Genomic DNA, 17,676 nt, shown 5'->3' on the forward strand with positions numbered 1-17,676 from the left:
TCAACCGGGCGATTTCATTTTTGCTCAGTCGGTGTTTTGGCCCTGACTTCCCGACGGAAACGCTCCGCCCATTCGTTTTAACTTCACAGTTAATCCGAAAAGGGGATTTTGATGACCAAATCCATCGTCGTTTGGAGCATTGCCTTCGCCATTACGTCCGCCGCCGCCATCGCAACTGCTCAGCACAGGTTTCGCTACCACGATGAGACGGAAACAAGGCCTCTGAACCTGCAAGCCGCGACTCAGGACCCGGGGGTCAGCAACGTCGATATCAATGAAGGCCGCAACTCGACGCGTGTCTCGGCCAATGGGATTCCTGATCATCTTGTTGGACAGTTCCCGAACCGAGGCAATCCGCACCGAATAACCGAACAAAAGGTCAAACTGAAGATCCCTGCTAATCCCAAATTGGCGGGTTCCGAAACTCCGTTGGAATTGGGCTGGAATTTTGGCGTGTCCTTGAACGGTGTTGCATTTGACCCGCTCGCCGCTGAATTCTGGCATGGCGATCCACGCTCGAGTTGGTCGTACAACGCCTTGGGTGGAGCGGTTGTGCTGGGGCTAGACGAGAACTTCGCGCATGTTCAGCCCAACGGCAAATACCACTATCATGGGGTTCCTACCGGACTGATCGAGCTGCTGGATTACACACCGGCTCGCCATTCTCCTTTAATCGGCTATGCCGCAGACGGGTTCCCGATTTATGCGATGACGGGGGTCGTGGACGGGAAGGTGACTGAAATGACTTCCTCCTACAGGTTGAAAAATGGCAATCGGCCGGGCGGAGGGGCGCCAGATGGAAAACACGATGGCACCTTCAACGAGGACTTTGTGTACGCACCAGGAACCGGAAATCTTGACGCATGCAATGGAGCCTTCACGACATCGCCTGAGTATCCATCGGGCACCTACGCATACTTCCTGACCGAGGACTATCCTGTAGTCCCCAGATGCTTTGCCGGCACACCTGACGGTAGCTTCCGCTTTGGGCGGCGCTAACTGACCGTGTGTCGGCATTAGGTCGCGGATCTACCGCTCGGTCAACTTCAACTCAATCCGACGGTTCTGCGCCCGGGCTTCAGGCGTATCAGCAGGGTTGACGGGTTGGAACTCGCCAAATCCGTTTGCCGCCAGACGGTTTGGCGGGATACCCAGCGCATCGACCATGTAGCGCACAACAGACAGCGCCCGCCCTTGGCTGAGTTCCCAGTTGTCGCGGTAACGCCCCGTCCCGGCCACAGGCACATTGTCCGTGTGGCCATCCACCCGGATTACCCAGTTCAGGCCTTCGGGAATATCCGCAGCCACGCTGCGCAGGATGGTGGCCACCTTGGCGACCTCTTGCCGACCGATCGGAGACAGAATGGCCGAACCGGTATCGAACAGCACCTCGGAGGAAAACACGAAGCGATCGCCTTCAATCCGAACACCTTCTTCATCACCCAAGACGTCACGCAGACGGCCAAAAAACTCTGATCGATACCGCTGCAGGTCCTCAGCCTGCGCCGCGAGGTTCTGCGCCTCGGCCTCAAGACGGATACGTTCGGCTTCTTCCAGCAATCGACGGCGACGCTCTTCTGACGCAGCACGTGCCAGCGCAGCGTTCAGGTCCTGCCCCAGCGACTGGATGCGGATGTCAGCAGCAGCGTTACGCTCTTCGTAATCGTCCAGCAGCGCCTGCAGCCCGCCCAACTGCTCGCGCAGCGCGGCCATTTGCTGATTCAGCAGCGCGGTTTCGCGTTGCGCCTTTTCCGAGATCACTTGCTCAGACGACAGCGTGTCGCGCGCCACAGCCAACAGGGCCGCGCGCTCCTCAGCCAATGTCCGTTGTTTCTGCGCCTCGGCCTGTGCCTCGGTCTGCGCCGCTAGGGCAGCATCGAGCCGGGCCCGCAGGTCTTCGGTGTTCAGGTCGCCAAACTGCCGTTCCAGTTCCGCCTTCGCTGCCTGCGCCGCCGCCAGCAGAGTCAGCGTTTCCTCGGCTTCCTTGCGCTGCGCCTCCAATGCAAGTGTCATGGCGGTCAGTTCAGCATCTGCATTCTGCAGTCGGGTACGTAGGTTTTCGGCAGCGGCGGCCTCGGCCAGCCTGGCCGCCTCTTCGGTAGTGAGTTGTTCTTCAAGTTCGGAGATCCGGGTGGTCTGCGCCGCGTCCGCCTGTTCCAGATCGGCCACCAATGCCTCGAGCGCCTCGCGTTGAGCGGCGGCCAGACGGGCGGCCTCGGTCTGTTGGTCGATCTCGGCCCGGCTTTGCGCCAAAGCCAGATTCAACGCGTCCTGCTCGCTCTGCAATTCGGCGATTTCACCTTGTGACCGAGCCTGATCCAGCAACAGGGCTGCGATCTGGTCCTCAAAGTCGGTGAGTTGAATCTGCGCCTGCACCAATTCGGTCTCGACCTCTGTCAGGGTCGAGCTCAACACCCCTAACCGCGCTTGCAACCTGCTGTTTTCCCGCTCTTCCAGACCCAACGCGCCGGCCAAGGCCGCAACTTCGTCCGACAACGCTGTCAGTTCGTCCTCTTGCCCGGAAATGGTCTCGCGCAGCACGTATTGCACCACCATGAAGATGGTCAGCACAAAGGTCAGCACCATCAATAGCCCGGTGATCGCATCCACAAAGCCGGGCCAGACTGAGCCCTGGAAACGCTGACCTGTGCGGCGGGACAGGGCCATAGATTACTGTCCTTCCGGAGCAGTACGCACGGCGCCTCGGGGCAGCGTCAGGGCTTTGACCAGCAGCTCGATATCCTTGCGCAGCTCGCTCATGCTTTCTTGTCGGCCAGCCGAAATCTCTTCGAGAATCCGCAGCAGTTGCACGTCCATCGAGCGCAGGCGCATCCGGCTTTCGGCGTCTATGCCGTCGCCAGCACCCTGTTCTCGCATGTGATCCAAAAGCGCGTCTTGCCCAAGAGCCACGCGTTCCAATGCGGCCGTTACGCCATCGTTGTCGGATTGTCGTGCGTTCATTTCGCCAATCGAGTCCGCCAACTGGCCCAACTTGGTCGATACCGCCGCACTGTCCGCCTCTTGCGCTGAAAACAGATCCTGCAGCGCGTTCATCTGTTCGGACATGGCGTCGAGCACAGGGGCCAGCACGGCCAGTTCGGCGCTGCCTTCGTCCCCTGCGGCAAATCCTACACGTGTGATCGAGGACAACCATTCCTCAAGCTCACGGTAGAACCGATTCTGCCCGTGGCCCGCAAACAGTTCCAGTAAGCCGACAATCAGCGACCCCGCCAGGCCCAGCAGCGAGGATCCGAAGGCTACGCCCATGCCCTGCAGCTGTGCTTCCAACCCCACCATCAGACGATTGAAGACGGCCAACCCCTCCTCGCCTTGCTGCGGGTTTAGGCTGCGGATCGTGTCGACGATAGCAGGAACAGTGGTGGCCAGTCCGAAGAACGTACCCAAAAGGCCAAGGTAAATCAGAACGTTAGTGATATATCGGGTGATTTCGCGCTCTTCCTCAACCCGCTCGGCCACCGAATCCAGGATTGACCGGGTTGAGGTCGAACTGATCTGCGACCGCGCGCCCCGTTCGCGCAGCAGAGACGCCAGCGGTGCCAGCAATTGCGGTGTTCGGGCGTCCTCACCAACTACACCTCCGACAAAAGCCTCGATCCAGCGGACCGATCCGATCAGCTGAGTCACCTGATAAAAACAGGCAAACACACCGATGATAAAGACGAGTATGATGAAACCGTTCAGGTAGGGGTTCGCATAAAAGACCGGCAGCACGTAAGGCAGCGCCATAAAGACCCCGAACCCCGCCAAAGCGATCGCCACCAGCATCGTAACGATCTGACGAATGGGTTGCGAGAAATGCGGTCTCGCGCCCTGATGTGCCTGCGCCATGCGCGTGGTTCCCGGTATTTTGCCTGCTCTACGCTGAAACTAGCGAAAACACACCGATGACGCCAAGGGTTTATGCGGTGATGGTGCGGACCCGTTGCGCCAACCACTCAAGATCAGGATCGCGCAGGTCGATCTCGGCCAGATGTTCGGCTGTGTTGTATAGGTATTCGGTATTCGGCCCGCGGCCACCCACGGCATGGGCGATGATCTGTGCTTGCTCTTCCAGCGGCATTCCCCCGCAATACTGCACATGGTCAGCGTCGATCACGTATGTCACCGCAGTCACCACTTCACCGCTGTCCAGTCGTATACCCAGCATCTTTTCAACGTAGGCTGATGAGATCAGCTCGCGTTCACGCAGATCTTGCAGCGTGCGGTCTTCGTGACCGACCTCGACCGCCAGGGCCAAGCCTTTGCAATGGGCATCGGCCTGTTCATCCAGCGCCAGTACGAGGCCGGGATGGTCCTCGGTGCCGCGGTGATGGATCGAGCTCATGCAGAAGGATCGGGCATAGCCGTGCAGCGTGGCGCGCTCTCTGCGGGCCACCGGAAAGCCCGGATTCCACAACAGCGACCCATATCCGAAAACCCACATCGTCATAGCACTGGTCCTTGCCCGTTTGCGCCTATAAACATCAATTCCGAGGCGGGAAAAAGGGCCATTTATCATGCGCGGTCTGGTGCGGGTTATCATTTTCATCATTGTCGCGTGGAGCGCCTATTGGTTCATCGCCGGTTTCGGGCTGCGCAATGCGATCACGACATGGTTCGACAAACAGCAGGAACAAGGCTGGCAGGCCGAGTTTGCCGATGTTGAAACCGCCGGTTATCCCTTTCACCACATGACCCGCCTGAGCAGCCCTGCACTGGCCGATCCGGTCAATGGCACCGCCTGGAGCGCCGACTGGATCGAGTTCCAGAGCCCCGCGATCTGGCCTGGCCGACAGGTGCTGCGTTTTGCCGAAACGCCGCAGCGGTTGTCCTACTATGACCAGACGGCCACCATCAAAGCCCGCGACCTGCAGGCCGAGTTGCAATTGCAGCCCGGTGTTGCACTGGTGCTGGAAAAGATGGCGCTGACTGCCGGGCCGTGGTCAATCACTGAAGACGCCGAGGCGCTGGCGGGCGGCGATACGCTTGCCCTCGTGATGGAACAGACACCGACCCCCGAGGCATATGTGATCGGCGCCCGGATTGACGGCTTCACCCCCGGCGACGATCTGCGCGAACTGATGCGCTCGGCCACGACCCTGCCTCAGGCTTTCGAGACGCTGGAGCTGGATATGACCGTGACCTTCGACAAGACCTGGGATCGCTCGGCGCTGGAAGAAAGCAGGCCGCAGCCGGTGAAGATCGACCTCCGCCTAGCCGAGATGAAGTGGGGCGCGCTGCGGCTGTTCGCCACCGGAGAGCTGGATGTCGATCAACAAGGCATTCCCACAGGAGAGATTGCGGTCAAGGCCGAGAACTGGCGTGACATGATCGCGATGGCCAATGCGGCAGGCGCCCTGCCCGATCAGGCAGTTGATCCGGTTACACGCGCTCTAAACTTCATGGCCGGGTTGGGCGGCAATCCCAACGCGCTGGATTTACAACTGAATTTCCGCGATGGCTTTGTGGCCCTTGGCCCTCTGCCACTCGGCCCCGCCCCGCGCCTGATCCTGCGTTAACGGCAGTACGGGCCCCTGCGATGGCGTGCCGTGTCCAGATGGAAATGGTCCCGGTGATAGCGATCTGCGTTTGGCCCCAACACGGTGCCAAACGGCCCGCATGCCCCGCGCCAAACCTTGGTCAACTGGCGCTTTGACGGGTTCTTGCGCCAGCCGTTCAGAACCGTCACCACTTCGCCGTCGGCCATCTTGAAGCCCGAGATATCGATCGCCCGCCCCTTGCCGTGCTCGGATATTTTCGCACCTTTGCGGTTGTTGCGGGTCCGACAGGCGTAATGCGCGGCAACCTTAAGCTCGACCACCGGCCCGCGCCGTTTGAACGTGGGCTTGACGGTTTTGTCGACCCATTTGTTCAACGCAATGGCGGTGCCGCAATCCATCGTCGATGGGCGGCTGAGCGCCACGCCCGAAACCGAGGTGACCTGTACGGCATCCTTGATACCACACGCCTTGTTCCGCCCCGGAACGTTGCCTACCGGCTTTCCCTGAATGTTGATGTCCCCGCACACCGAGGTTTTGCGCAGCTTGCGTTTCTTGAACAGCACTTCAAGCTCCAGGGCTTCCGGTCGCAGGAGCGGTCGGACTGGCGAGGATTGCCTCAACGCCGTTACACCCGCCGGCAGAGCGGCTGCGGCCAGAGTGACTTGTGTTTCAGGTCTAAGTTTGGGGCGGATATCAGCAGGTACCGGGCTGGCAAAGGCCAGCACATGTGCCTCAGTGGGTCGCGTGATGGGAACCAGTGACTGTTCCAGAGGCGCCGCATTGGACCATGTGGCGCTGACCGCCACGCATCCAATCATCAGGAACCTCCAGCCGTGCCTCATGGGTTCGCTTTACCTCGTCCGAAGTCCGGCGCATCCGTATCCTGCCCCGCATCGATGATCCCGCGGCGGATCGCGCGCGTGCGGGTGAAATAGTCGAACAGATGCTCACCATCGCCGGTCCGGATGGCACGCTGCAGGGCAAAAAGCTCCTCGGTAAAGCGCCCGAGTATTTCCAGCGTTGCATCCTTGTTGGTCAGGAACACATCGCGCCACATAGTCGGGTCCGAGGCTGCGATCCGCGTAAAATCCCGGAAACCGGCGGCGGAGTACTTGATGACCTCGCTGTCGGTCACACGGCGCAGGTCATCGGCGACACCCACCATCGTATAGGCAATCAGGTGCGGCGCATGAGATGTCACGGCCAGAACCAGATCGTGGTGATCCGCGTCCATCTCATCAACGTTCGACCCCATGCCTTCCCATAGCGCCCGCAAACGAGCGATCGCATCCGTATCTGAGCCTTCGGCCGGAACCAGCAGACACCAGCGATTGTCGAACAGCTCAGCAAATCCGGCTTCCGGGCCAGAATGTTCGGTCCCTGCCAGAGGGTGCGCAGGGATGAAATGTACACCGTCCGGGATATGCGGCGATACCGCTTCAATGACGTGACGCTTGACCGAGCCAACGTCCGTCACCGTCGCGCCCGGCTTCAAAACGGGCGCAATGTCTGCCGCAACAGCGCCCATCGCACCTACGGGTACACAGAGCACGACGAGATCCGCGCCTTCAACCGCCTCTTGCGCGGTGTCACAAACGCGGTCACACAGACCAATCCGGCGCGCAGTGTCACGGGTGTCCTCGGACCGGGCATAGCCGGTGACCTCACCCGCGAGGCCCGAGCGTTTGATGGCCCAGAACATGGACGACGCAATAAGGCCCAGCCCGATCAGAGCGACGCGATCGTAAACCTGACTCATGCGGCGCCCCCTTTAAACGCAGTGATGGCTGCAACGACACGGCTGCAGGCCTCTTCGTCACCTACGGTGATCCGCAGGGCGTTGGGCAGGTTATACCCCGCCACGCGACGGACGATCAGGCCTTGGGTCTTCAGGTAGTCGTCACAGGCCTCGGCTTCGGCCTGATCAGCAAATCGGGCGAGGATAAAGTTAGTACAGGACGCATCCGACGGCACACCGATTTTCGCCAGTTCCTCGGACAACCACACCCGCAGACGGGCGTTTTCAGCCTGACAAAAAGTCAGGAACTTCAAATCCTTCACCGCAGCCTCTGCCGCCGACAAAGCCGACAGAGACAGGTTGAACGGCTGACGCACCCGGTTCAGCACATCGATGATCGACTGCGCGGCATACCCCCAGCCGACACGCATTCCCCCCAGACCGTAGACCTTCGAGAAGGTCCGCGTCATGATCACGTTCTCGAACCGATCCACCAGCGACGCTCCACCGTCGAAGCCGTCGACAAACTCGGCATAGGCCCCGTCAATCACCATCAGGCAGGCCGACGGCAGCGCCTCGGCCAGCCTCACAAGCTCGGTTTCGGGGATCATGGTCGAGGTCGGATTGCCCGGGTTGGTCACAAAAACGATCCGGGTTTGCCCGGTTACGGCGGACAGGATGTTGTCCACGTCGACGTGACGGTCCCGCTCGGGCACCATGACCGGCGTTGCACCGGCCATTCGGGCGATGATCGGGTACATGGAAAAGCCGTGCTCGGTATAGATGACCTCATCCCCCGGCCCCGCATACGCCTGAGCGACGAATTGCAGCACCTCGTCACTGCCCACACCACAGATTAGCCGCGCCGGGTCCAACCCGTGCCGCGCGCCAATCGCTTCGCGCAGGCTGGTGTGGTCGGTGCTGGGATAGCGATGCAGGGTCGTGGCACTGTCACGCACCGCCTCAATCGCCTTCGGGCTGGGGCCAAACGGGTTTTCATTCGAGCTGAGTTTGATCACATGCTCGACCCCGGCCACATGCGACTGACCGCCCTGATAGAGCGCGATGTCCATAATGCCGGGTTGAGGGGTGATCTTGTTCATAAGTGGCTCCGTTGATTGGAGCCTCTCATACCCGTCTCAACGCGTTGAGAAAAGAGGCAATTCCGTCACGCCGCTTTGAAGCGGGCGGTTGCCGGGTCGGCATTGTAATAGAGCGCGAATTCTTCAGTCCGGCGGGACAGGTCATTGACGCTGTCGATGATGAACTGAACCGTCTCTTCGCTCATCAGATACGAGAAGTTCAGACGCACCCAACCAGGTTTCTTCATCTCTTCCCCGGCAGACAGTGCGGCGTGCAATTCGTCCGACGTATCGCGGTCGATCCCCAGCAGACGATGCGCGTAAGGCCCCGCACAGGCACAACCGCCACGCGCCTGAATGCCATAAATATCGCTAAGCATCCGGGTGAACAGTTGCTGATGAACCGGCTGGCCAGAGTTATCCCGCACAAGGAAGGAATAGATCGGCAGACGATGCGGGTTATCGACGCCCAGCAAGGTCAGGTTCGGGTTATCACCCCACCCGTCCAGCGCCATACGGTTAAACTGCGCCTCTTTTTCGGCGATCTCATCAGTGCCGACAACATCCTTGACGATAAAGGCCAGCGCCGCGCGGATGTCTCCGACCACGTTGGGTGTTCCGGCCTCTTCGCGCGTGGCCAGGTCCTCGCTGTAGTCGTGCCGCCAGGGCGAAACAAAACTGACCGTGCCACCACCGGGCCAACTGGGGCATGTGCGGCGCACGGCGGTCTGATTGACGATCAGAACACCCGACGCCCCCGGCCCGCCCGGAAACTTATGCGGAGACACAACGATAGCATCCTTGCGCGCATCCTCTGGCCCCATGTCCATCGGCAGATAAGGACCACCGCCTGCGTAATCCCAGACCGAAACCCCCCCATGCTCTTTTAGCAACCGGGTGATCGGGTCCGGTTCGGTGATGATACCTGTGACATTCGATGCGGCCGAGAATGACCCGATGATCAGGTCAGAATTGGCGTTGTCGATCAGGGCCTGCTCCAGCGCATCCAGATCAACGCCACCCTCGACGGCTTCGGGAATCTCGATCACCTGCGCCTTGCTTTCCCGCCAAGGCAATATGTTCGAATGATGCTCGTATGGCCCGATCAAAACGACCGGCCGGTCAGCCACATCCACACCCAACAAGCTGACCAGCCGGTTCAGGCCGGCAGTGGCGCCAGACCCGGTGAAGATCACCGCGTCTTCTTCCCTTGCACCGACAATGCGGGCAATCTCTACGCGAGCTTCTCGGCGCAGACGAGTCATGTAGGATCCGCAATAGGAGGCCTCGGTATGACTGTTTGCATAGAAAGGCAGCACCTGTTCGGCGACAAAATCCTCAACCTGCCGCAGCGCACGCCCCGAGGCGACGTAATCCGCATAAACCAGCGGCACGTCCCCATGCAGACCCGGGATCAGAACATTCTCTCCGATCAGCCCGTCGCGCAGGTTTGAATTGCGAGTGGTGGATTGGATTTCTGCGCGAAATTTGGACAGGGTCATGACGTGGTCTCCATATTGCCCTTCCAATGTGATTGACTAGATGCGAGGAAACATTACCTTTCTTTCGATAGATTTGTCGTTTTTTGTGTCATATGATCAGTTATGGAAAAAAATATAGATCAAATCGACAAACGTATCCTGCGCGAACTGCAAACCGACGCAACCCTATCTCAGCGTGAACTAGCGGATCGGGTCGGGTTATCGCAGAATGCCTGCTGGCGACGGCTCAAGGCACTGAACGAGGATGGGGTGGTCACAGGCTCAACCGCGCGGATCGCGCGCGAGAAACTGGGGCTGAGCCTTGTGGTCTTTGTCATGCTGCGCACGCGGCACCACTCAGCCGAATGGCTGCAGGCCTTTCGCAGCCATGTGTTGACTATTCCCGAGGTAGTCGATTTCCACCGCATCGGCGGTGATTACGATTATCAACTGAAAGTCGTCACCGAGGATATGGCCTCGTATGACAAGGTCTATCAGCGCCTGATCGAAAAGGTCGAGTTGGACAGCGTGACCTCGTATTTTGCGATGGAAGCGATCGCCGAAAGCCGCCCGCTACCGATTTGATCAGGCCACGAACAGCGGGCGTTTTTCGCGGAAGTATGGAACGGCAATTGCGCGAAACGCCTCAAGTTTCGCCGAGGGCCAGACATCCGGATGAGCGACGATCCAGATATCCGCGTAAGGTTGCGTCTGAAATTCAGGCACCTGCACCAGTCCCGGCAGTAACCGCCCCAGAAACATGGGCATCCTGACCACGCCCAACCCTGCCTGCGCACCGGCGGCCATGGCGACCATGTCATCAAACTGTATCTTTATTCGAGATCCAGGGCGCGACTTGCGAACATGGTCTGGCAGGCCCTGCCAACGTTCGTAGACCAGCCAATCCACGACGCCCTCTGGGTCATTTGCAATTCGCTCGGCCAGTTCCGGCGTAGCAAAGCTGGCCACATGCTGTTCGGCCAGGCGCAAACCTTTCAAGGTATCGCCGGGGTTCCGACTGATACGGATGGCGATATCCGCCTCACGTCTGTTGAGGTCGAGGATTTCGTTTGCTGCACGGACCCGAAGTGTGACCGAAGGATGCTTTCTGCTGTAGGAATCCAGCACTGGCGCAAGCACATGCGCTATCAGCAATTGCGGGGCTGTCAGGGTTAGCTCCCCTTCCAACGTTTCGTCCCGCCCTGTAAGCCCGCGAAGCATCGCGTTCTCAGCACTTTCCATCTCGGCGGCATGCCGGGCAACCAATTGTCCGGCCTCGGTTGGCCGATACCCATCGGCCAAACGTTCGAACAAGATCTCCCCCGTTGCCGCTTCGGCCCGCACAATGCGACGTGCAACTGTAGTGTAGTTTACGCCCAGTTCATTGGCCGCTGCAGACAAGGTCCGCCGGCGCACAACTGCCAACACCGCCCGATAATCATCCCAGTGAATCTCCATGCATGCAAATTCGCATGCAATAGATGCAAACACACGCGTTTTCGCAATATCCCGCCAAACCTAGCTTTGCCTCACACAAATGAGGACAAAAACCATGATCTACGCATACGCCAAGCTTACCGTGAATAACCCCGATTCTCTGGCCGCCTATCGCGAGCAGGCGGGCCCCGCATTGGCTCGTCACGGCGGCAAGGTTGAACAGGCCACAGCCGAAACAACGGTGTTGGATGGCACCCCCGATCTTCCGGACGTTGCCGCCCTTTTGTCCTTTCCGGACAGAGCGGCTGCCTTTGGCTGGATCAACGACCCGGAGCTGAAAGACCTCCATGATCTGCGCCGCAGCACCGGTGCATCGGACATCGTTTTGCTTGGGTGAAAACAAAAAAAGAGCCGCACTTCTAAGTGCGGCTCTGAATTCCAGTCGGATCAGCGAAGATTAGTTCTTCGCGTAGAATTCGACGACCAGGTTCGGTTCCATCATGACCGGGTAAGGCACATCGCTCAGGCCCGGTGCGCGAACGAAGGTCGCTGTCATTTTCGAGTGATCCGCGTCGATGTAGTCAGGTACATCACGCTCGGCCAGAGCAACAGCTTCCAGAACAACAGCCAGTTGCTTGGACTTGTCGCGTACTTCGATCACATCGCCTTCTTTGACACGGTAGGACGGGATGTTTACCCGCTTGCCGTTCACTTTGACATGGCCGTGGTTCACGAACTGACGAGCGGCAAAGACGGTCGCAACAAACTTGGCGCGATAAACAACAGCGTCCAGACGGCGTTCCAGCAGACCGATCAGGTTTTCACCAGTATCGCCGTTCACACGTACAGCTTCCGCGTAGATGCGGCGGAACTGCTTCTCGGTCAGGTCGCCGTAGTAGCCTTTCAGCTTCTGCTTGGCGCGCAACTGCAAACCGAAGTCCGACAGTTTGCCCTTGCGGCGCTGACCGTGCTGGCCGGGGCCATATTCGCGACGGTTAATCGGGGATTTCGGACGACCCCAGATGTTTTCGCCCATCCGGCGGTCGATTTTGTATTTGGCAGACGTGCGTTTGGTCACGGCTGATCTCCTTCGTTTTGATCGAGGCCCTGCGGGCCAATATGAAGGGCGTTGTCCTCTTGAGGTTCCCCCCATGACAGGCATCCCCTTGCGGGGGCCACCAACACCAATGAAGCCGCGCTTATATCCGCGAAACCGGCAGAGTCAACACGCCCCACCATGCGGCAACGGATTTTCCGCAAAAAAACTGAGAACTATTCGGCCCTGCGCCCGGCGGAAACTGCAACCCGAAGGTCAGCCTCATCTTCATCCTGCCTTGACCGGATCGGGAACGCGACAACGGTGTTCGCCATTCCCGAGGACGTGCGGCTTTGATGTCCGCTTTCAGCAATCTCGCTGATCCAGAGGTCCTGTTCCCGCTCGGGGCAATCACCTTCGAAAACCAGCATCGGAACCGATTCTCCGACTACAGGGAACAAGGCTGCTGTGAATGTTTGTGCGCCGTTGGTCAAAACAAGCAGCCCGCTTGCTTCTTCAGGCAGGTTTTCGATTTGAGCACAATGATCAAGAGTTGCAGCTACACTGCCATGGACATGTCCGGTCCATTCCAGCGCGTGTTCGGCTGTCTCAACCAGGTATCGCGCCTGCCCGCGCCATGACCACGCTGCTCCGATAGACAGAAAGGACAAAGGCGCCGCCTCAAGTCCATCGATTTCCGTCTGACTCCAAAATACTGCCGTTCGACCGTTTTCTCCGGCTCTCATTGTACCCGCCTGCACCTTCAACATTTCACTACTGTCTAGGTATCTCTTATCAACGTAAAATGAGGCGGAAAAGAGACGTTAACGCAACATTAACGAAATTTTAACTTAAGCGAATCGACCATTGACCGAGGCCGAATAGACACTCGTCCAGCCGGTTTGACCGCGCGGGTTTACAGTAGGAAGCTGTTCAGCCACAAGTTTCATGGCACCCCGCAACAAAACAGCAATGGCACTGATCATAACGCTAAAAGTTACAAAATGTCAACACGTTGACCCAACTAAAAGCGGCGCTACGAAGATAGCTTCAGGTGATCGAAAACAGCAAGCGCCCAATCCACAAACCGGGCGCCTTCAATCAGTGGAGACAACACGTGACCGGGAGTATTGAAAGTTCCAAGCCCTTCAGACGGTCGCCGAATTCACCCAAATCGGTTCGCATCTAAGCTATCCTTCGCGGCCTTCGCAGCAAGCTTTGTCTCGCCGGATAAATAAAAAGAATTGAGGTGGATCACCTATAACGAGTCACATTTGGACTTGCCGTAAGCAGACATTGAAATTCCACCTATGGGGGAAGATGCTGACATGAATGATTTCGGCACGAACATTCGATTTTGCGCATCGAAACTGCGGTGAGAAGCGGTCATCTCCAAAATACGTGATGTCAGCATCTGGTCGAAAAGGGCTGCAGATTTTTAACGCTTTGTGGACTCACGCACTTGCCCACGAAGGAAGCGCCCTAAGAGTTGTTTCAATTGTTCGACGCCCTTTTAATCAAACGCATCGATCTGAGGAGTTCATTCTTGTCATTGCCGGTTGGAAGGCAACCCAATCGGAAGCACACATCTCCACTGGGCATAGCTGAACCCTTTTTTTCGAAAATCCAACCAGGGTACGCAAAGACCAGACTGCAATGTGTCGACCTGTCAAGTTGACCATTCTTCCAGGTTTTGCTGAACGAATTGATCGATAGAAGTAGGCAACGAGCCTGTCAATTTGAGCACATTGTTGGTAACGCGATCTTCCGATCCGTCGGCGATTGCGCCGTCCATAGCGGCCAATGTCTTGGCATACTCTTCCGGCAGCCCCAGACTTTGATGACGCTCTGCCAGTTCATCGACGGTTAGGTGATGGTGAGTGATTTGCCGCCCCAATTGATGGCTCAGTGTTTTAGCAACCACATCATAAGAGATCGCTTCTGGACCAGTGAGAATGTAGTCGGTGTTTTCAACTGAGGATGCGACCAATAAAGCTGCGGCGCAGGCCGCAATATCGTTCGCATCAATGAAGCCGATGCGCCCGTCATCAGTTGCCGTGTAAATAGCAGCCTCTTCGCGAATGGGATCTCGATGATGAAGTTCCGAGAAGTTCTGCATGAACCAGGTTGGCCGCAACACGGCCCATTCTTGGGCGTTGGAGCGTATCCAGGCATGTACTGCGCCCATCATGGGTCCGTCTTCTTCCAGCGATGAAGCACTCAGCAGTACAAAACGCGTGACGCCCGCTGCAAGTCCGGCCTTCAGCGCCGCCCGCATTGCCCCTAGTGAATCCACAGTGTCTGTGGGTGCTACGAGATAAACGGAGCCGACACCTTCGAAAGCATCGTTAAACGTCGATGGATCCTTCCAGTCGAAGCGCACGTCATTTTCTACATTGGGGCTACGTGTTCCAACGCGTGAAGAGACACCCTTTTCTCGCAGTTGTTTAACGATGCGACTGCCCGTTTTGCCGGTGCCACCAGTGACAAGGATGGAATTAGTCATCGATAAAGTCCCCCAGCTTAGATTTCAAAACCTCGACCCCTCCGACGGCATTCAGAAGAACCAGAGGGTTCCAGTAGTCGCGGTATCGCACGATGCGCCCGTTCCTGACTTGGACCACCGAGATGTAATTCTGATCATAGCGACCAGCCTCGCCTTTACCTTTGCAAGAGAACTCCAAAACAAAGGTCTCGCCATCTTGGGCTACATGGGTGATCGCAGGGCTCATCGACTCAAAGCTGATGAGGCCGCCTGCCTTTGGCAGATAGGCTGCCATTGCGTCCCGCCCGCGCAGCTCTCGCACGGAGCCTTCTGGCGAAAACGGGAACTCGAACACAATGCCTTCATCACACATGTCCAGGAAGTTCTCTCCAGCGTCTGCGACAATTGCATCCCCGAGGGCACCGCGCAGCATCGCGCCAAAGCTTGGTATCGTGTTTGTGTCAGACATGATTTCTCCTAACTTCTTGTTGGCTCCTTGTTGGGAAGGTTCCGATTTGAGTGGCTAATTGTTTCATGACGCTTCTCCGAATTGCATGATGAGGACGCCTGTAATCGACAGCATTGCCCCGGTGATACGGAAGAAGTCTGTGGGTCGAGGGGCGTTCCCCAAAAGGCCGTTTTGGTCCAAGATAAGGGCCATCGTCATTTGCCCGGCAACAACTGCGGCGATAAAAGCGGCAGCCCCAAAGCGTGGGATCAGAACCATGGTCGCCATCACGTAAATGACACCGATCACACCTCCTACCCACGCCCAGGGAGGAGCCGCATAAAGAGAGGACAAGCTAGGCAATGTCGGGCGAAGCCACGCAATGCCAACAACCAGGCAAACGAATGAAATTCCAAATGATAGTATTGTGGCCCAAAGGGGGTGGCCGGCAGCACGGCTAAGCTCGGCGTTCATTCCGGCATGGATCGGTATCAAGGCGCCGCAAAGCAGAGGCGCAAACCACAAAAGTGCGATTTTCAGATCCATCTTCACGTCCTTTCAAAAACTTCGCGAACCTATTGCGGTGTCGCTCGGATTGCTTCAGAATGCGACGGAACGGTACCGTTTCGACCTATATAGGGGAGAATCACGATGGAACGCAATAGTTCCGACGTAAAAAATATTGATCGGCCGCGCCGAAAGCCGGCCGGGGCCGCCGTTTTGCAAGACACGGTAACGGAAGCCATCCAACGCGCCCTGTTCGAGGAATGGGCGGAAACGGGGTATTCTGCTCTTCGCATGGAGCGCATCGCGGCTCGTGCGGGTGTCGGGAAGGCGGCGCTCTATCGGCGGAGCAAATCCAAGTTTGAACTGGTGACCGAAGCGGTGAAATCAACAGCAACAAGCATCACGCCAATTCCGGACACCGGGTCCTTTGCGAGCGACGTTGCCATGCTGTTGCGCCGGATGGCCGCAACTCTGCGGCACCCGCTCGTGCGACGTATCCTTCCGGATCTTCATGCAGAGCACGCTCGTTCAGATGAGCTTGCGGAACTGCTGGAGACTGTGACGCGTGATCGTCGGGCCCAAGCCATGGTCATGCTGGATAGGGCAGTTGAGCGGGGCGAGCTTTCAGAAGACATCGATCGGCAGATGGTTCTGGATATGCTTATCGCACCGCTCTATTGGCACGTCATTGTTCAGCACCGTTCAATTGCCCCCTCTGATATAAAAAGGTTCTCAGGAATTGTTCTTGACGTTTCGAAGTGAACACCTGACTTCGTTTGAGCATTGCTCAGCACTCAAAGCGAAATCACGTCTATCTCATGGAATCCAGTTTTGGTCTGTGATCGCGTAGTTGAGCGCTTCGAGGTCTTCGGCCAATTGAGTGAATGAAATCGGCCCGCCAAGGCAAACCCTGACCGCTTCATCAGGCGAGCCTGTCACAGTAAAGGCGTTGCTTGGCATGATTCCGACTTGACGATTGGCCATAAGACTTATCACCTCTGCCCGGCTGCAATCCGGAGGTAATGTCAGCCATATATTGAAGGCCTCTCTGCTGCCCTTGAAGGTCAGACTCCGCAGTTTCTCAACCGCCAGGTTTTGGCGACGTCTTGCTTCCTTGCGAACGAAGCTCTGGACTGCCGTCGCGGTTCCGTCCTCAATCCATCGGCACATCAGCGCCGTCGTGATAGGCGAAGCCATGACATTCGATGCTTGCAGCACCCGAGTGAAGTGGCTTTTCGACAAGCCTGACGGGACGACGGTGAGTGCCAGCCTCAACCCGGCGCCCAGGCATTTGGAAAGACCTGCGATGTACCATCCCAATTCCGGAATCTGTTGCGAAATTGGTGGGGGTACATCTGAGGCAACAAATCGATTGGCGTCATCCTCGACCAACGGCAAACCGTGTTTTTGCAATACGGACGCGATTTGCTGACGCCGACCCTTGGGTATCGTAAGCGTCAGGGGGTTTTGCAGTGTCGGGTTCAGGTAAAGCGCCGATGGCGTATGTTCCCGAATGCACGCGTCCAATTCCTCTGGGAGTATTCCACTACTATCTGACCTCACTCCGACAAGTTGGATGCCGAGTTGGCTCGCGATTGCGCGAATACCTGGGTAGGTCACGCATTCGCTTAATACTGTCTGTCCGGGCTTGGAGAGCAATGTCAGGACCGACAGCAGGCTGGAATGCGCCCCAGGCGTGATTGCCAATTGGTCTGCTGTCACTTCGATACCGTTAATACCCATCCAACGGGCTGCAGTCTCCCGGTCTTGTCGGCTGCCGATAACGGACTGATAGCGGAGCAGGGGAACAAGGTTCGCCGCAACATGGGTAAGACCCTGCTCCATGCGGGCGACCAGGGCCGGATCATCTGGCTCTGGCGGCATATTCATATTCGGGTCTTCTTCAAGCGCGCGTCTGGGGTCCGCTCTTTCCGTCGTTTCCTCTGGTTGCCGGACAAACG

General features: G+C 57.7%; 19 protein-coding genes. 5 read left to right on the forward strand and 14 right to left on the reverse strand.

Going from position 1 to position 17,676, the window contains the following annotated elements; all coding sequences use genetic code 11:
- Positions 1-111 precede the first annotated feature (111 nt).
- Entirely contained in the window at positions 112-999 is an 888-nt protein-coding gene (locus AC2FEE_RS22360) for a YHYH protein (RefSeq protein ID WP_496867607.1), read from the forward strand.
- 30 nt (positions 1,000-1,029) lie between these two features.
- Here AC2FEE_RS22360 and AC2FEE_RS22365 read toward each other — a convergent pair whose 3' ends face one another.
- The 3 genes from AC2FEE_RS22365 to AC2FEE_RS22375 form a co-directional block, all read right to left on the reverse strand.
- Entirely contained in the window at positions 1,030-2,667 is a 1,638-nt protein-coding gene (locus AC2FEE_RS22365; protein ID WP_496867608.1) for a peptidoglycan -binding protein, read from the reverse strand.
- A gap of 3 nt (positions 2,668-2,670) precedes the next feature.
- Positions 2,671-3,849, reverse strand: coding sequence for a biopolymer transporter ExbB (locus tag AC2FEE_RS22370; protein ID WP_496867609.1), 1,179 nt, complete (start codon positions 3,847-3,849; stop codon positions 2,671-2,673).
- Between the two features lie 70 nt (positions 3,850-3,919).
- The gene (locus tag AC2FEE_RS22375) at positions 3,920-4,450 is read right to left on the reverse strand and encodes a gamma-glutamylcyclotransferase (protein ID WP_496867611.1); all 531 of its coding nucleotides are present in this window, start codon (positions 4,448-4,450) and stop codon (positions 3,920-3,922) included.
- 67 nt (positions 4,451-4,517) lie between these two features.
- On the opposite strand from AC2FEE_RS22375, the gene AC2FEE_RS22380 reads away from it, so the two are divergent.
- A complete protein-coding gene (locus AC2FEE_RS22380) occupies positions 4,518-5,519 on the forward strand; it encodes a DUF2125 domain-containing protein (RefSeq protein ID WP_496867612.1) in 1,002 nt (333 codons plus the stop codon).
- On the opposite strand, the gene AC2FEE_RS22385 is transcribed toward AC2FEE_RS22380, so the two are convergent.
- The 4 genes from AC2FEE_RS22385 to AC2FEE_RS22400 all read right to left on the reverse strand — a co-directional run bounded on the left by AC2FEE_RS22385 (position 5,516) and on the right by AC2FEE_RS22400 (position 9,823).
- On the reverse strand, positions 5,516-6,319 hold the full coding sequence (locus AC2FEE_RS22385) for an extensin-like domain-containing protein (protein ID WP_496867613.1): 804 nt from the start codon (positions 6,317-6,319) through the stop codon (positions 5,516-5,518). The genes AC2FEE_RS22380 and AC2FEE_RS22385 overlap by 4 nt on opposite strands.
- 20 nt (positions 6,320-6,339) lie before the next feature.
- The gene (locus AC2FEE_RS22390; RefSeq protein WP_496867615.1) at positions 6,340-7,260 is read right to left on the reverse strand and encodes a prephenate/arogenate dehydrogenase family protein; all 921 of its coding nucleotides are present in this window, start codon (positions 7,258-7,260) and stop codon (positions 6,340-6,342) included.
- Positions 7,257-8,342, reverse strand: a complete 1,086-nt coding sequence (hisC, locus tag AC2FEE_RS22395) for a histidinol-phosphate transaminase (RefSeq protein WP_496867617.1) — start codon at positions 8,340-8,342, stop codon at positions 7,257-7,259. Before hisC ends, AC2FEE_RS22390 begins: the two co-directional genes overlap by 4 nt.
- A gap of 65 nt (positions 8,343-8,407) precedes the next feature.
- The gene (locus AC2FEE_RS22400) at positions 8,408-9,823 is read right to left on the reverse strand and encodes an aminotransferase class V-fold PLP-dependent enzyme (protein WP_496867618.1); all 1,416 of its coding nucleotides are present in this window, start codon (positions 9,821-9,823) and stop codon (positions 8,408-8,410) included.
- A 102-nt stretch (positions 9,824-9,925) separates the two neighbouring features.
- Between AC2FEE_RS22400 and AC2FEE_RS22405 the strand changes: the two genes are divergently transcribed.
- Positions 9,926-10,387, forward strand: a complete 462-nt coding sequence (locus tag AC2FEE_RS22405; protein WP_496867620.1) for an Lrp/AsnC family transcriptional regulator — start codon at positions 9,926-9,928, stop codon at positions 10,385-10,387.
- On the opposite strand, the gene AC2FEE_RS22410 is transcribed toward AC2FEE_RS22405, so the two are convergent.
- Positions 10,388-11,260, reverse strand: a complete 873-nt coding sequence (locus AC2FEE_RS22410) for a LysR family transcriptional regulator (protein ID WP_496867621.1) — start codon at positions 11,258-11,260, stop codon at positions 10,388-10,390.
- Positions 11,261-11,354: 94 nt separating this feature from the next.
- Between AC2FEE_RS22410 and AC2FEE_RS22415 the strand changes: the two genes are divergently transcribed.
- On the forward strand, positions 11,355-11,636 hold the full coding sequence (locus AC2FEE_RS22415) for a DUF1330 domain-containing protein (RefSeq protein WP_496867623.1): 282 nt from the start codon (positions 11,355-11,357) through the stop codon (positions 11,634-11,636).
- Positions 11,637-11,696: 60 nt separating this feature from the next.
- Here the strand turns inward: AC2FEE_RS22415 and rpsD are convergent, their stop codons facing one another.
- From rpsD to AC2FEE_RS22440, 5 genes are all read right to left on the reverse strand, one after another.
- The gene (gene rpsD, locus AC2FEE_RS22420; protein ID WP_480612549.1) at positions 11,697-12,317 is read right to left on the reverse strand and encodes a 30S ribosomal protein S4; all 621 of its coding nucleotides are present in this window, start codon (positions 12,315-12,317) and stop codon (positions 11,697-11,699) included.
- A gap of 194 nt (positions 12,318-12,511) precedes the next feature.
- Positions 12,512-13,021: a hypothetical protein gene (locus AC2FEE_RS22425; protein WP_496867624.1), complete on the reverse strand. Its 510-nt coding sequence runs from the start codon at positions 13,019-13,021 to the stop codon at positions 12,512-12,514.
- Positions 13,022-13,944: 923 nt separating this feature from the next.
- A complete protein-coding gene (locus AC2FEE_RS22430) occupies positions 13,945-14,781 on the reverse strand; it encodes an ergot alkaloid biosynthesis protein (RefSeq protein ID WP_496867626.1) in 837 nt (278 codons plus the stop codon).
- On the reverse strand, positions 14,774-15,229 hold the full coding sequence (locus AC2FEE_RS22435; RefSeq protein WP_496867627.1) for a nuclear transport factor 2 family protein: 456 nt from the start codon (positions 15,227-15,229) through the stop codon (positions 14,774-14,776). The genes AC2FEE_RS22430 and AC2FEE_RS22435 overlap by 8 nt, the downstream gene beginning before the upstream one ends.
- Before the next feature lie 63 nt (positions 15,230-15,292).
- Positions 15,293-15,754 (reverse strand): DMT family transporter, encoded by a 462-nt coding sequence (locus AC2FEE_RS22440; protein ID WP_496867629.1) that lies wholly within the window; start codon positions 15,752-15,754, stop codon positions 15,293-15,295.
- A 105-nt stretch (positions 15,755-15,859) separates the two neighbouring features.
- Between AC2FEE_RS22440 and AC2FEE_RS22445 the strand changes: the two genes are divergently transcribed.
- Positions 15,860-16,477, forward strand: coding sequence for a TetR/AcrR family transcriptional regulator (locus AC2FEE_RS22445; RefSeq protein ID WP_496867630.1), 618 nt, complete (start codon positions 15,860-15,862; stop codon positions 16,475-16,477).
- A 54-nt stretch (positions 16,478-16,531) separates the two neighbouring features.
- Here the strand turns inward: AC2FEE_RS22445 and AC2FEE_RS22450 are convergent, their stop codons facing one another.
- The gene (locus AC2FEE_RS22450) at positions 16,532-17,560 is read right to left on the reverse strand and encodes an aminotransferase-like domain-containing protein (protein ID WP_496867654.1); all 1,029 of its coding nucleotides are present in this window, start codon (positions 17,558-17,560) and stop codon (positions 16,532-16,534) included.
- Between the last annotated feature and the right edge of the window lie 116 nt (positions 17,561-17,676).

Source organism: Ruegeria sp. YTSC199 (assembly GCF_059609725.1).

Excerpts from the sequence above, each read along its gene's own strand:
- AC2FEE_RS22380 (WP_496867612.1), top strand. The coding sequence starts at position 4,518 with ATGCGCGGTCTGGTGCGGGTTATCATTTTCATCATTGTCGCGTGGAGC.
- AC2FEE_RS22400 (WP_496867618.1), bottom strand. The coding sequence starts at position 9,823 with ATGACCCTGTCCAAATTTCGCGCAGAAATCCAATCCACCACTCGCAAT.
- AC2FEE_RS22390 (WP_496867615.1), bottom strand. The coding sequence starts at position 7,260 with ATGAGTCAGGTTTACGATCGCGTCGCTCTGATCGGGCTGGGCCTTATT.
- hisC (WP_496867617.1), bottom strand. The coding sequence starts at position 8,342 with ATGAACAAGATCACCCCTCAACCCGGCATTATGGACATCGCGCTCTAT.
- AC2FEE_RS22425 (WP_496867624.1), bottom strand. The coding sequence starts at position 13,021 with ATGAGAGCCGGAGAAAACGGTCGAACGGCAGTATTTTGGAGTCAGACG.
- AC2FEE_RS22370 (WP_496867609.1), bottom strand. The coding sequence starts at position 3,849 with ATGGCGCAGGCACATCAGGGCGCGAGACCGCATTTCTCGCAACCCATT.
- AC2FEE_RS22450 (WP_496867654.1), bottom strand. The coding sequence starts at position 17,560 with ATGGAGCAGGGTCTTACCCATGTTGCGGCGAACCTTGTTCCCCTGCTC.
- AC2FEE_RS22365 (WP_496867608.1), bottom strand. The coding sequence starts at position 2,667 with ATGGCCCTGTCCCGCCGCACAGGTCAGCGTTTCCAGGGCTCAGTCTGG.
- AC2FEE_RS22435 (WP_496867627.1), bottom strand. The coding sequence starts at position 15,229 with ATGTCTGACACAAACACGATACCAAGCTTTGGCGCGATGCTGCGCGGT.
- AC2FEE_RS22410 (WP_496867621.1), bottom strand. The coding sequence starts at position 11,260 with ATGGAGATTCACTGGGATGATTATCGGGCGGTGTTGGCAGTTGTGCGC.
- AC2FEE_RS22445 (WP_496867630.1), top strand. The coding sequence starts at position 15,860 with ATGGAACGCAATAGTTCCGACGTAAAAAATATTGATCGGCCGCGCCGA.
- AC2FEE_RS22375 (WP_496867611.1), bottom strand. The coding sequence starts at position 4,450 with ATGACGATGTGGGTTTTCGGATATGGGTCGCTGTTGTGGAATCCGGGC.
- AC2FEE_RS22385 (WP_496867613.1), bottom strand. The coding sequence starts at position 6,319 with ATGATTGGATGCGTGGCGGTCAGCGCCACATGGTCCAATGCGGCGCCT.
- AC2FEE_RS22360 (WP_496867607.1), top strand. The coding sequence starts at position 112 with ATGACCAAATCCATCGTCGTTTGGAGCATTGCCTTCGCCATTACGTCC.
- AC2FEE_RS22405 (WP_496867620.1), top strand. The coding sequence starts at position 9,926 with ATGGAAAAAAATATAGATCAAATCGACAAACGTATCCTGCGCGAACTG.
- AC2FEE_RS22440 (WP_496867629.1), bottom strand. The coding sequence starts at position 15,754 with ATGGATCTGAAAATCGCACTTTTGTGGTTTGCGCCTCTGCTTTGCGGC.
- AC2FEE_RS22430 (WP_496867626.1), bottom strand. The coding sequence starts at position 14,781 with ATGACTAATTCCATCCTTGTCACTGGTGGCACCGGCAAAACGGGCAGT.
- AC2FEE_RS22415 (WP_496867623.1), top strand. The coding sequence starts at position 11,355 with ATGATCTACGCATACGCCAAGCTTACCGTGAATAACCCCGATTCTCTG.